Source organism: Ruegeria sp. CDSB136, from assembly GCF_059610965.1.
In genome coordinates, this window is record NZ_JBXWOP010000016.1 from 21,984 (window position 1) to 35,456 (window position 13,473).

General features: G+C 60.8%; 12 protein-coding genes. 3 read left to right on the forward strand and 9 right to left on the reverse strand.

Going from position 1 to position 13,473, the window contains the following annotated elements:
• Window positions 1–3: 3 nt before the first annotated feature.
• The 7 genes from AC2FIR_RS16860 to ccoN form a co-directional block, all read right to left on the reverse strand.
• Window positions 4–2,181 (reverse strand): heavy metal translocating P-type ATPase, encoded by a 2,178-nt coding sequence (locus tag AC2FIR_RS16860; protein ID WP_496744826.1) that lies wholly within the window; start codon window positions 2,179–2,181, stop codon window positions 4–6.
• Window positions 2,182–2,185: 4 nt separating this feature from the next.
• Window positions 2,186–2,644, reverse strand: coding sequence for a FixH family protein (locus tag AC2FIR_RS16865; protein WP_480526870.1), 459 nt, complete (start codon window positions 2,642–2,644; stop codon window positions 2,186–2,188).
• Window positions 2,645–2,646: 2 nt separating this feature from the next.
• Window positions 2,647–4,074: a cytochrome c oxidase accessory protein CcoG gene (ccoG, locus tag AC2FIR_RS16870; protein ID WP_496744829.1), complete on the reverse strand. Its 1,428-nt coding sequence runs from the start codon at window positions 4,072–4,074 to the stop codon at window positions 2,647–2,649.
• Window positions 4,075–4,413: 339 nt separating this feature from the next.
• Entirely contained in the window at window positions 4,414–5,277 is an 864-nt protein-coding gene (gene ccoP, locus AC2FIR_RS16875; RefSeq protein ID WP_321251211.1) for a cytochrome-c oxidase, cbb3-type subunit III, read from the reverse strand.
• On the reverse strand, window positions 5,274–5,459 hold the full coding sequence (locus AC2FIR_RS16880; RefSeq protein ID WP_170613588.1) for a cbb3-type cytochrome c oxidase subunit 3: 186 nt from the start codon (window positions 5,457–5,459) through the stop codon (window positions 5,274–5,276). Before AC2FIR_RS16880 ends, ccoP begins: the two co-directional genes overlap by 4 nt.
• 12 nt (window positions 5,460–5,471) lie before the next feature.
• Entirely contained in the window at window positions 5,472–6,200 is a 729-nt protein-coding gene (gene ccoO, locus AC2FIR_RS16885) for a cytochrome-c oxidase, cbb3-type subunit II (RefSeq protein WP_170613590.1), read from the reverse strand.
• Window positions 6,201–6,214: 14 nt separating this feature from the next.
• Complete coding sequence (gene ccoN / locus AC2FIR_RS16890; protein WP_170619174.1) at window positions 6,215–7,822, reverse strand: cytochrome-c oxidase, cbb3-type subunit I; 1,608 nt, start codon at window positions 7,820–7,822, stop codon at window positions 6,215–6,217.
• Between the two features lie 197 nt (window positions 7,823–8,019).
• Here ccoN and AC2FIR_RS16895 point away from each other — a divergent pair, with 197 nt between their 5' ends.
• On the forward strand, window positions 8,020–8,859 hold the full coding sequence (locus tag AC2FIR_RS16895) for a universal stress protein (RefSeq protein WP_170613594.1): 840 nt from the start codon (window positions 8,020–8,022) through the stop codon (window positions 8,857–8,859).
• A 57-nt stretch (window positions 8,860–8,916) separates the two neighbouring features.
• Here AC2FIR_RS16895 and AC2FIR_RS16900 read toward each other — a convergent pair whose 3' ends face one another.
• A complete protein-coding gene (locus tag AC2FIR_RS16900; RefSeq protein ID WP_170613596.1) occupies window positions 8,917–9,171 on the reverse strand; it encodes a GlsB/YeaQ/YmgE family stress response membrane protein in 255 nt (84 codons plus the stop codon).
• A gap of 26 nt (window positions 9,172–9,197) precedes the next feature.
• Window positions 9,198–9,941 (reverse strand): transcriptional regulator FnrL, encoded by a 744-nt coding sequence (fnrL, locus tag AC2FIR_RS16905; protein WP_170613598.1) that lies wholly within the window; start codon window positions 9,939–9,941, stop codon window positions 9,198–9,200.
• 61 nt (window positions 9,942–10,002) lie between these two features.
• Here fnrL and hemN point away from each other — a divergent pair, with 61 nt between their 5' ends.
• Both hemN and AC2FIR_RS16915 read left to right on the forward strand, forming a co-directional pair.
• On the forward strand, window positions 10,003–11,358 hold the full coding sequence (gene hemN, locus AC2FIR_RS16910; RefSeq protein ID WP_496744831.1) for an oxygen-independent coproporphyrinogen III oxidase: 1,356 nt from the start codon (window positions 10,003–10,005) through the stop codon (window positions 11,356–11,358).
• A 181-nt stretch (window positions 11,359–11,539) separates the two neighbouring features.
• Entirely contained in the window at window positions 11,540–13,468 is a 1,929-nt protein-coding gene (locus AC2FIR_RS16915; RefSeq protein WP_496744833.1) for an elongation factor G, read from the forward strand.
• Window positions 13,469–13,473: the final 5 nt, after the last annotated feature.

Here is a 13,473-nt window from a genome sequence, read left to right on the forward strand (position 1 = left end):
AGATCACCTCAGCCGCAAAGCGTTCAGGGACACGGTGATGGACGAGGTCGACATCGCCAGCGCCGCGATCAGCGGCGTCGCCAGCCCGGCCACCGCCAGGGGCACCGCGATGACATTATACACGGTTGCGATCTGGAAGTTTTCACGAATCCGTCTGGTCGCTTTTGTGGCCGTGTCGCAGGCATCGGCGATGGGCGACAGGTCGTTGCCCAACAGCACGATATCCGAGGCAACCCGCGCCGCATCCAGCGCCGAGGCGGGCGAGATCGACACATGCGCCGCCGCAAGGGCGGCGGTATCGTTCAGGCCATCCCCCACCATCAGAACCTTTTTCCCGTTGTCGCGCAGTTTCTGAATCTGTTGCGCCTTGTCCTGCGGCAGCGCCTCGGCCACCCAGTTTTCGATACCCAGATTGCCAGCCAGCTTTTCCACTGCAGCCCGTGTATCGCCTGAAATCAGGATCACATCCTTGCCCGCTTTCCGGAATGCCTCAACCGCGCTGGCCGCGCCCGGTCGCAGAGCGTCCGCGAACACGAACGGCACGGGTTTACAGTTCCCGACCGCAAGCCATGCTGACGTCTGGGTGCCGGGTTCGGCTCCGACCCAATTCGCCCGGCCCAGCCGAACGCGCTGTCCTTTATGTTCGCCTTCGGTGCCAAAACCTGGCACTTCGACCACAGCGTCAAGGCAGGCCGGCCTGATACCCGCGTCACGCGCCGCTTTGGCCAGCGCGACGGAAAGCGGATGCGCCGACGCCTCGGCCAGCGCCAGCGCAACTTCCAGATCGGAACGGGTATGATCCGCCAGATTGGTCAGTTCAGGCGCACCCGATGTCAGCGTGCCGGTCTTGTCGAAGACAATAGTGTCCACCTCGGCCAGACGCTCCAGCGCTGTGGCGTGCTTGATCAGCATTCCCTTGCGGAACAGCCGCCCCGATGCCGCCGTCGTCACCGCAGGCACCGCCAGCCCCAGCGCACAGGGGCAGGTGATGATCAGAACCGCCGCCGCGATGTTCAGTGCGGTGCGGATATCGCCGGAATAGATGTACCAGCCCAGAAAGCTGAGCGCCGACAGGATGTGAACCCCCGGCGCATAAAGCTTGGCCGCCTTGTCCGCCAGCGACGTGTATCGTGAGCGCCCCGATTCAGCGATGGCCACCAGATCGGCCATCCGGTGCAGCGAAGTGTCTTCGCCCACCGCTGTCGCCCGGATCGTCAGGGGGCCGGTCAGATTGACCTCGCCCGCGCTGACTGTCAGCCCGGCTTCGGCAAAAACCGGCAGGGTTTCCCCGGTCAGCAACGAGCGGTCAAGTTCCGACCGGCCCGAAATGATCTCTCCGTCCACGGGCATACGGCCACCGGGCCGAACGAGGATCAGGTCACCGACGGTCAGCGTCGCGACGGCCACTTCCTCTTCTGTGCCGTCGACCAGCCGGATGGCGCGCGGCACCTCAAGCGCCGTCAGTTCCTCGGCCGCGGACCGGGCAGCGGCGCGCGTGCGATAATCCAGATACCGTCCGGCCAGCAGGAAGAATGTCAGCGTCAGCGCAGCGTCGAAATAGGCATGTTTGCCGCTCAGCGCAGTTTCCCAAAGCGAGGTGATCAGCGCCAGCAGGATGGCCAGCACGATCGGCACATCCATGTTCAGACGGCGCACGCGCAGGGCGCTCCAGGCATTGGAGAAGAACGGCTGCGCCGAAAAGGCGATGGCAGGCAACGCAATGGCCGCTGAAATCCAGTGGAACATGTCGCGCGTCGCGTCCGTGGCCCCGGACCAGACCGACACCGACAGCAACATCACGTTCATCGACGCAAACCCGGCCACCGCCAGCCGCATCAGCAAATCCCGGCCCGCCTTGTCCGTCTGCGTGGCCGACAGCGCACCAGTGTCCAGCTCATGCGCCTCAAAACCTGCCTGTTCCAGCACCGGGATCAGATCGGCGGCGCGGATGTCAGGCGCGGCCTTAATCATCGCCCGTTTCAGGGTCAGGTTGACCCGCGCATCCTCGACGCCCGGATGCGCGTTCAGTTCCCGCTCGACCGTCGAGATGCAGGCCGAACAGTGAATGCCCGGCAAGGACAGGGCGATCTGGATATCCTCGGGAACCGGACGGGCAAGCTCGGCCGGGGCCGCGACGCAGCCGGGACAGGCCATGGTTCCGGGTGAGGGTTGCGCCGTCATCAGCCTAGCCTTTGACGTAAAGCGGAATACGCTGCGAGAAAGTGGCCCCTTCGCCATCCTTGGCGACAAGCCGGATGTTCCAGTTGCCCTCGCCAAGGGTCGCCGGGGTGGAATATGCGGTTCCGTCAAACACAAAGTCGGGGGTGAAATCCTCGCGCACATGGGTCGCCCGCCCCACAACGGCCTGCAATTGATCGACCCTGACCGGCGCGCCCTGCGCGTCGTTGATGTGCAGGATCAGCAAGCCGCCCTTGGTCTCGGCCCGCACGTCCCAACCCAGCGCCTGCTGTTCCTGCAGACGCTCGTTGAACTCCTGGCTGGCGACATACGAGTTTTTGACCTCGAGCCCGGGAAAGGTTTTGACCGCACTGTAGGCCAGTACAAGATTGACACCGATGATCACGCCGAAGGCGGCGACAAACACGGCCAGCGCGTGCTTTCCGGTAAACTGTCGTTCTGCCATTCTCAGTTCCCTCGTCCGTTGAACGTGGTGTCCTTGTACGCGCGTTCACCGCTGATCAGATCCTCGACCCAGATACGAACCGGCGTCGCGTCGGTGTTGGCTGGGTCGGTGTCCTTCAGGGCGGTGATGTAAACGCGGCTCAATTGTGCCGTATCCGCGCTGACATTCACAGTGTCTATGATCGTTCCTTCAATCTCCAGCCGCATGGCCGGGTCTCCGGTCAGGGACAGTTTAAACAACCGATCCTCGCCATGTTTGTTGCGCAGACGCACGTCGTAGGTATTGCGGATTGTGCCGTCTGACAGGGTGACAAAGGTCGGATTGCGTACCGGCGCCACGGTCAGGTCGATGTCGGAACGGATGAACAGGGCAAACAACAGGCCGAACCCAACCAGCGCCCACAGCGCGGTGTACATGATCGTGCGCGGGCGCAGGATGTGCTTCCAAACATTCTTGGCCGGCTGCCCCGAGCGTTCATGCGCCTCGTCGCTCAGCGCCATATAATCGATCAGGCCGCGCGGCTTGCCGATCTTGGCCATCATGTCATCACAGGCATCGATGCAGAGCGCGCAGGTGATGCACTCCAATTGCTGGCCGTCGCGGATGTCGATACCAACCGGGCAGACATTCACGCAAGCCATGCAGTCGATACAATCGCCCAGTTCGGTGTCAGCGGTCCGCTTGCCCTTGCCGCGCGGCTCGCCCCGCCATTCGCGGTAGCCGACGACCAGCGTGTCCTCATCCATCATAGCTGCCTGAATACGGGGCCAGGGGCAGGCGTAAATGCAGATCTGCTCACGGGCAAACCCGCCGAACAGAAAGGTCGTGCCGGTCAGGATCAACATGGTTGTGTAGGCGATCGGGTGCGCGTTGCCCGTCACCAGATCCCGCGCCAGTGTCGGTGCATCCGCGAAGTAAAAGATCCAGGCCCCGCCGGTGGCCAGTCCGATCAGAAACCACGCCCCCCATTTCGTCGCCCGCAGGCGGGCCTTGCGGAAATCCAGTTTCCTCTGACGATGCAGCCGCAAGCGCGCATTCCGGTCGCCCTCGATCCAGCGCTCGACCAGAATGAACAGGTCGGTCCAAACCGTCTGCGGGCAGGCATATCCGCACCAGACCCGGCCCAGGGCCGAGGTGAACAGGAACAGTCCAAGCCCTGCCATGATCAGCAGACCGGCGACAAAATAGAATTCGTGCGGCCAGATTTCGATCCAGAAGAAATAGAATCGCCGGTTCGCAAGATCCAGCAACACGGCCTGATCCGGCAGGCTGGGACCCCGGTCCCATCTGAACCATGGGGTGATGTAGTAAATCCCCAGGGTCACAGCCATGATGATCCATTTCAGGTTACGGAATGGACCCGACACGCGCCGCGGGAAAATCGGCTCACGTGCTGCATAAAGGCTGGGGGCAGGGTCGGAATCGCTCACGGGCAGGCTCCACGTCTGGCTTTGATCAGGCGTCTTTTCCCAGATCATGCGCTGACCAACTTTGACATGTGTCAAATGCGCATCGGGCAGACACCTTTTGTCACACCTAGCACATTTTCGGTCGGTTTCAGCGAAGAAAGGATAGGCCGCAAAGCGGAAAACCGGCAGGTTAATCGGTGACATCCGACGAAGATGGCCACACCGGAAACTGGACCCGGGCAGGTCCTGGTTCTATTCTCGGGAAAGTCGGCACCGGCTGTTCAGGAAACGCGCGAACAGATGGAACAGCCGGTGCCTAAGCCTTCGGGCGGCGAACCGCCCGAAGGTGTTCACTTATCTTTATTGACCGCCACCCAGCTGGTGGACGTAAGCCGACACGGCGCGGATCTGTGCCTCGGTCAGGCGGTTTTCCCACGCGGGCATGACCCCGAAGCGGCTGTAGGTAACCGTCTCTGTCAGCGCCTCTTCCGAGCCGCCGAACAGCCAGATCGCGTCGGTCAGGTTCGGTGCACCTTGCGTGACGTCGCCGGTCCCGTCCTCGCCATGGCAGGACGCGCAGTTGTCCTCGAACACGACCTTGCCAGCCTGTGCCGCTGCATCGTCGGTCTGGGCGTTGGTCAGGGACATGACATACTGAACCACCTGCGTGATCTCTTCCGCTTCGAGGATTTCACCAAAGGCAGGCATCTCGGAATAGCGCGCATCGTCGCTTTCTTCGTTTCGAATGCCATAGGCCACAGTGTACTCGATATCCTCAAGCGAACCGCCCCACAACCAGGCGTCATCCAGCAGGTTCGGGAAGCCCGGCGCGCCCTGCGCGCCCGAGCCGTGGCACTGCGCGCACCACGTGCGGAACACAGCGCCACCCGAATTGACGGCGTATTGCTGCAACTCGGCATCCTTGGCGATGTCTTCCAGCGGCGTTTCCACCAGCTTCGCGTTCCAGGGCGCATTGGCTTCTTCGAACGCAACCATCTCCTGCTGAACCAGCGCCCGAGAAGACCAGCCCATGACACCGGCGGTTGCCGACTGTACCAGAGGCCATGCCGGATACATGATCGTGTAGATCACACCCCAGACGATGGTGGCGTAGAAGGTCCACAGCCACCAGCGCGGCATCGGATTGTCGAATTCCTCAATCCCGTCCCAGCTGTGGCCGGTGGTGTTCGGATCACCCGGCTGTTTTTCAGGTGTCTTGCTCATTGCCGCGCCTCCTTGGATGTGGCGGGTTTGTCTTGATGCCGGAAGGGGATGTTGGCGGTGTCATTGTATTCCTTGCTGGCACCGGGGCGGAAAACCCAGATGATGATGCCCACAAAGAAGACAAACAGCACAAGCAGCATCCAGCTGTCCGCGAACTGCCTGAGAAGGGTGTACTCTTCCATCACGATCCTCCCTTAGCGGCTTGCGTCCGGGGTGAAGGTCGAGAAATCGACCAGCGTTCCCAGCATCTGCAGATAGGCGACCAGCGCATCGGCTTCGGTCAGTTCGGGCTGACCGTCGAAGTTCCGCACGTTGACCTTGTCGCCATAGCGTTCCAGCAGCCCGTCATAGTCGCTGTCCGGATCGGCCTGAGCGCGGAAGTCCGCCACGGCGTTTTCCAACATCTCGTCGGTGTAGGGCGTGCCGACCATCGCGTTCGCTTTCATGATGTCGCCAATGTATTTGCCATCGATCTTGCGATGCTCGAGGAAGCCGTATTTCGGCATCACCGATTCCGGCACCACCGACTGCGGATCACGCAGGTGGTCCACCTGCCACTGATCCGAATACCGGCCGCCGACACGGGCCAGATCGGGCCCGGTGCGCTTCGACCCCCACTGGAAGGGATGGTCATACATCGATTCAGCCGCCAGCGAGTAGTGGCCATAGCGTTCGACCTCGTCCCGCATCGGACGGATCATCTGGCTGTGGCAGGTATAGCAGCCTTCGCGGATGTAGATCTCGCGCCCCGCCATCTCGAGAGGGGTGTAAGGACGCATGCCCTCCACCTTCTCGATGGTGTTCTCAAGGTAGAACAGGGGCGCGATCTGCACGATGCCGCCGATGGTCACGACCAGAAAGCTGAAGATCAGCAGGAGGGTCGCGTTGGTCTCGAGGATCTTGTGTTTGTCGAGAATTGCCATAGCTCCGGCCCTCCTTATTCAGCCGGGACCGCGACGGTCAGGCTGGCCTCTTTGGCCGGCGCTTTCCGCACAGTCATCCACAGGTTGTAGCACATGATCACAGCGCCAGCGACGAACAGAACGCCACCCAGAGCACGCACCACATACATCGGGAACTTGGCGGCCACGGTGTCGGCGAACGAGTTCACCAGGAAGCCGTTGGCATCCACTTCACGCCACATCAGGCCTTCCATGATACCGGTCACCCACATCGACGCGGCGTAGAGCACGATGCCGATAGTCGCGAGCCAGAAGTGCCAGCTGACCATCTGCAGCGAGTACAGGCGTTCCCGCTTCCACAGAACAGGCACCAGGAAGTACAGCGCACCAAAGGTGATCATGCCGTTCCAACCCAGCGCACCCGAGTGCACGTGACCAATGGTCCAGTCAGTGTAGTGAGACAGGCTGTTGACCGCGCGGATCGACATCATCGGGCCTTCAAAGGTGGACATGCCGTAGAAACCGACCGAGATCACCATCATGCGGATCACCGGGTCTGTACGCAACTTGTCCCATGCACCCGACAGGGTCATCAGACCGTTGATCATGCCACCCCAGGACGGCATCCACAGGATCACCGAGAACACCATACCCAGCGTCGACGCCCAGTCAGGCAGCGCGGTATAGTGCAGGTGGTGCGGACCGGCCCAGATATACAGGAAGATCAGCGCCCAGAAGTGGATGATCGACAGCTTGTACGAGAACACGGGGCGCTCGGCCTGTTTCGGGATGAAGTAGTACATCATGCCCAGGAAGCCCGCAGTCAGGAAGAAGCCCACGGCGTTGTGGCCATACCACCACTGGATCATGGCGTCCTGAACACCCGACCAGACGATGACCGATTTCGAACCCCAGATGCTGACAGGGATGGTCATGTTGTTCACCAGGTGCAGCATTGCGACAGTGACGATGAACGCCAGATAGAACCAGTTGGCCACGTAGATGTGGGGCTCTTTCCGCTTGATGATCGTGCCCAGATAAACGGCCAGATAGGCGACCCAGACAATTGTCAGCCACAGGTCAACATACCACTCGGGTTCGGCGTATTCCTTGGATTGCGTACCGCCAAGGACATAGCCGGTTGCCGCCAGCACGATGAACAGCTGATAGCCCCAGAAGACGAACCACGCCAGATTACCACCCCACAGGCGCGCGGCGCTGGTGCGCTGCACAACATAGAACGAGGTTGCGATCAAGGCGTTGCCACCAAAGGCAAAAATCACCGCCGATGTGTGCAGCGGACGCAAACGGCCGAAGTTCAGATATCCTTGGGCCCATTCGAAATTCAGTGCCGGAAAGGCCAACTGAAACGCAATGAAAGTTCCTGCAATAAACCCGACCACGCCCCAGAAGGCAGTTGCGATCACGCCATAGCGGATCACGTCATCCATGTACTCGGCCGAGCGGTCTACGAGAATATCTGGCTCATCTGTGTTTCGAAGCGTCCAGATGAACAATCCAACGGCGATCAGCATCACCAGAATCGCGTGCACCTGATACGCCAAATCCCGTGCATAGTTGGACCCGATCGCGGCAAAAATCACGATCAGACCAAGCACGATCAGCTTGATGTAATTTGACATATTGCGTCCCTTTGCATGCCCCGTGCGATTCTTGACGCCGCACGAAACCCATTTGACTGGCCGCTGTTCTGTCTGACAAGGGCCATAGCTGCTTTGATCTGTGTCAAGACAATAGCCTGTTTTCCGTGGCAGTGATAAACAATTGAGTGGGTTAACTGGTCGCAGCTTGCCCCCCGCGCACATCGAGTGAGGTCAAAATGGCTTACAAATCCCTTCTAACAGTCATGACAGAGACAAAGCAGGCGAACGCGGCACTGGCCCAGCTTGTAGCTCTGGCAAACGCGCAGGACGCGCATGTCGAAGCGCTGTGTCTCGGCGTTGATCGTAGCCAGACCGGCTACTATTACGCTGGCGCAAACGCCTTGATCCTTCAGGAGACGCTCAGCCGCGCCAATGCCGATTCCGACGCTGTTCTGGAGTATGCAAAGAACTACCTGGGCAAAACCGGGATCCGCTGGTCCGCGGAAAACGGCGTGGCCCAGATTGCCGATATCGGCCGCCACGTGGCCCATCGCGCACGGTTTTCCGATCTGGTTGTGCTGCCGCAGCCATATGGCGAGGATCGCGCGGCCGAGGCCGAGCCCATCATTGAAGCCGCCATGTTCGAAGGCCACGCACCGGTTCTGGTTGTGCCCGATGATGTGACGCCGTTCGAGAAACCAAAAACCGTTCTGATCGGATGGAATGAAAGCGTCGAGGCCATGCGGGCCATCCGCCGCGCCCTGCCCTTCCTGAAACAGGCGGACCTGGTGCGCATCGTCGTCATCGATCCGCCGCGCCACGGACCAGACCGCTCGGACCCGGGCGGATTGTTGTCACAAATGCTGGCCCGGCACGGGGTGAAATGCGAAATTGACGTGCTGAGCAAAACCATGACCCGCGTCTCGGACATCCTCAACCGCCATGCTGGCGATACCGAGGCTGACCTGATCGTCATGGGCGCTTATGGCCATTCGCGGTTCCGCGAGGCCATTTTGGGCGGTGCCACCCGCAACATGCTGGAACAATCCGTTGTGCCGGTCTTTTTGGCCCATTGATCCGAAGGGACGTGCGGCTTGCAGATACTGCCCCTTTCATTGGGGCAGTATTCTAAACTAGTTGCGCCGGATCAGGCCGATCACGAACAGCAGGATCACCGCACCGATGGTTGCGAAAAAGATCGACGAGAATAGCCCACCGCCAACCGAAAAGCCCAAGGCCGGGAAAATCGCGCCCGCAAGAAACGCGCCGACGATCCCGATGATGATATTGCCGAACAGGCCAAAACCCCGGCCTTCCATGATCTTGCCTGAAAGCCATCCGGCGATTGCGCCGATGAACAACATTGCAAGCAGGCTGGTGAACTCCATCCGAATCTCCTTTTGCGTATCGGGTGTCAGACCAGAAAACCGCCGTCCGCATCATCGCCGGCCTCATCCATGAGGCGCGCCATGTCCGGAATGGTCACGTGGCGTTTTCCGTCCAGTGTAATGACGCCGTCCTTTTTCAGCGCCGACATCTGGCGGCTGACCGTTTCCAGTGTAAGCCCCAGATAATCCGCCATCGCCTCACGCGTGAGCGGCAGATCAAACACCATTGGACCGGAGTTGCTTTTCTGGGCCACCGAAGCATCGCGCCGCGCGATGATCGACAACAGGCTGGCAATTTTCTCGCGCGCGGTTTTGCGCCCAAGGACAAGCATCCACTCGCGGGCCGCGTCCAGCTCATCCAGCGTCATCTGCAGCAGCCGGTGCGCGATATGCGGGGTGGTGCTCATCAATTCTTCGAACGGTTTCTTGCGGAAACAGCACATCACCAGATCAGTTGTGGCCTGAACGTCATAGGGCGCAGTTTCGCGTCCCGGACGGCCCACAAAGTCGCTGGGCAGCAACAAGCCCACCATCTGGGTCCGGCCATCCTCCATCGTCTGCGTCAGCGAGGCGATGCCCGAAACCACGGACCCGACAAAATTCATCTGGTCACCGGACCAGATGATTGTCTGCCCGGCCTCGAAACTGCGGTAGAACTTGATCTCTTCCAGTTCCACAAGCTCGTCGGGTTCGCAATGGGCACACACGGCACGGTGCCGGATCGGGCAGTCCGCACAATTCGAGTGGTCAAATTGGGAATTCAGGTTCATTCGCGTTTCCACTTGATCTCAGTCAAGGTCTTGTTGAAGGCCGTCCCTTAACGGTATCGCCATGATAGTGAAACCACAATTAGCACAGCTTGGACTATTTGACGCTAAAGTTCCGCGTTACACAAGCTACCCGACAGCGCCCCACTTCAGCAACGATGTGGGATCAGGCATGTTTGGCGACTGGATTTCGGGCATTCAGCCCGGAAGCGCCGTGTCCCTTTACATCCATGTCCCCTTTTGCCGCAGACTGTGCTGGTTCTGCGCTTGCCGGACCCAGGGAACACAGACCGACAACCCCGTCATCGCTTATGTTGACGTTCTGAAGGCCGAGCTTGATCTGCTGGCCGCGCGCCTGCCCGAGGGCGTCACCCTGTCGCGGCTGCACTGGGGCGGCGGCACGCCAACCCTGCTGAACGCCGATTTGATGCGCGATCTGGCAGCGCGGATTCTGGACATCGTGCCGCTGGGCCCGGACGCCGAGTTCTCGGTCGAGATCGACCCGAACGAAATCGACGAAGCACGGCTGGACGCCCTGGCCGAGGCCGGCATGAATCGCGCCTCGATCGGGGTGCAGGATTTCGACGACGAAATCCAGAAAACCATCGGCCGCATCCAAAGCTATGACACCACGCGCAAGGCAATCGACATGATCCGCGCACGCGGCATCACCAGCCTGAACGCCGATATCCTGTATGGGCTGCCGCATCAGACCAAGACCCGGATGACCGAAAGCGTACAAAAGCTGCTGTCGCTCAGCCCGGACCGCGTTGCGCTCTATGGCTATGCCCATGTGCCTTGGATGGCCAAACGCCAGCAACTTATCCCCTCGGACGCGCTGCCGACGCCGGAACAGCGGCTTGACCTGTTCGACACCGCGCGCCGCCTGTTCATGTGGGACGATTACGCCGAGATTGGTATCGACCATTTCGCGACACAGGATGACGGGCTGACCCGTGCACTGCAGACCGGAAAACTCAAACGGAACTTTCAAGGCTATACCGACGATCAGGCCGAGGTTCTGATCGGCGTTGGTGCCAGCTCGATCTCAAAGTTTCCGCAAGGGTACGCCCAGAACGCGCCAGCGACGTCAGCGCATACCAAGGCCATCCGGAACGGGCAGTTCTCGACCTCCCGCGGGCACCTGTTCAAGGGGCAGGACATCCTGCGCGCCCGCCTGATCGAGGCTCTGATGTGCGATTTCCGGATCGATTCGGCTGAAATCCTGCGTGACCACGACATCTCGGCCGGCGAATTGCAGGACATGTTCAACACGGCCAACGACGCGTTCGACGGGTTGCTGCAGGTGACCGGGGACGGTCTTTTCATCCCGCCCGAGGCCCGTGCCCTGACCCGGATGATCGCCCGCAGCTTTGACGCCTATGACCTCAGCAAGGCAGGCCACAGTTCGGCCATCTGATTGACTTCAGACAGAGGGGGGGTTGACGCAGACAGGGGGTATTCCGCAAACTTAAGAACGCGGGCGGCAAGCCGCCCCAACCCCGAGGCAGATCCGTTTTCAGGCAATTGACCCCTGCGCGTCAGCGCAAGGCAGCCGATATCGCGCAGTCGTTCTTAAACCTGAAAGAGGGACAGCACTCATGCGCGTTTTCACCGTCCTCGGCCCCAGTCAATCGGGCAAATCCACCCTGGTCGAGGCCATCAGCCGCCTTGATGGTCGGCCAACAACATTCGACGTATCCGGAACCGTGCATCTGCACGGTTTTTCTTATTTGGACGAGCCGTGGTGCGCCATCGACGTGGATGGCGGCGGGGATTCCCTGGCCTATGTCGGTCCTGCCATGGCAATCTCGGACGCGGCGGTTGTGGTGGTTCCGCCCGACCCGGACGCCGCAGTGCTGTGCGCCCCCTATCTCAGACTGGTCGAAGAAGCCGGGATTCCCTGCTTCCTGTTCATCAACCGGATGGACAACCCCAACGGCCGCATCCGCGATATCATCGCGGCCCTGCAAACCTATTGCACCCATCATATCGCGCTACGGCAGGTGCCCATTCGCGACGGCGAGGCCATCATCGGCGCGGTTGATCTGATATCCGAGCGGGCGTGGAAATATCAGGAAGGCCAGCCCTCGGCCCTGATCGAACTGCCTCAATCGGTCGAGGACCGCGAACAGGAAGCGCGCACGGAATTGCTAGAAACCCTGTCCGACTTCGACGACAAGCTGCTGGAACAGCTGATTGAGGACAAGCAGCCCCCCAACGAAGAGGTTTTTGAACTGGCCGCACAGGTTCTGCAGAACCACCAGCTGATCCCCGCTTGCCTGGGCGCCGCCAGCCACGGCAACGGCCTGACCCGCCTGATGAAAGCCCTGCGCCACGAAGCGCCCGAGTTCGACATCGCCGCCGGGCGGGATGATGCCGCAGACAATGCCCGCGCCATTGCCGGGTTCGCCGACGTGAAAAAACACATTGGCAAGATCATCGTGCTGCGCGGCCTTGGCGAAGGCGTCACCGCGCATGAGGCGTTGGGCGGCGAAACCGTCGGCAACCTGACCACGCTGGACGCCAAGACCCAGATCGGCGCGCTTGAGGCCGGTCAGATCGGTCTCGCCGTCAAGTCCGATCACCTCAATCCGGGCAACATTTACGACAGTTCCTCCGCCACGCCTCTGCCAGACTGGGCCACCTCGCGTCCCGCGGCGCATCGGCAGATCGTCTCACCGGCGCATGAACGGGACGACGTACGCCTGTCCAACGCGCTGAGCCGCCTGGTCGAAATCGACCCCGGCCTGACCCTCGAACAGGACGAACTGAGCGGTCACGCGATTCTAGGCTCGCAGGGCCCTCAGCATATGCGGCGCGTCACCGCCAAGCTGGCAGAAGACTTCGGGATCGAAATCGAGGCGGATCAGGTCGAAACTGCCTATCGCGAAACCATCCGGACACCGGTTGAACATCGTCACAGACACCGCAAGCAATCGGGCGGTGCCGGTCAGTTCGCTGACGTCGTGATCACGGTCGCGCCCATGCCGCGCGGATCGGGCTTTCAGTTCGAAGAGGTTGTCAAAGGCGGCGCGGTCCCAAAGAACTACATTCCGTCGGTTGAACACGGCGCGAAAGACGCGCTGGTTGAAGGCCCCGAAGGCTTTCCCGTTGTCGATGTCAAAGTCACGCTGAGCGATGGCAAGCACCACAACGTGGACAGTTCGGACTATGCCTTCCGTACTGCCGGCAAGAATGCCGTGCGCGAGGCACTGCCGCAGGGCAAACCCGTTGTCCTGCAACCGATCCTGAACGCCGAGATCCACCTGCCGTCGGATTTTGTGGGCGACCTGGTGCCGACGATCAGCTCGCTCCAGGGGCAGGTTCTGGGTTTCGAAGGCAACCCCAACGCCTCGGGCTGGGAGATCTTCAACGCCCAGCTTCCCGCCGTGGCCGAGGATGAGCTGCACCGCACCCTTGCCAGTGCCACGCGCGGTACCGGCTGGGTCAAACTCAGCTTCGATCACTATCAGGAACTGCGCGGACCGGTGCCGAAATCGGCATCGCGTGAAACGGCCAACGCCTGACGCAC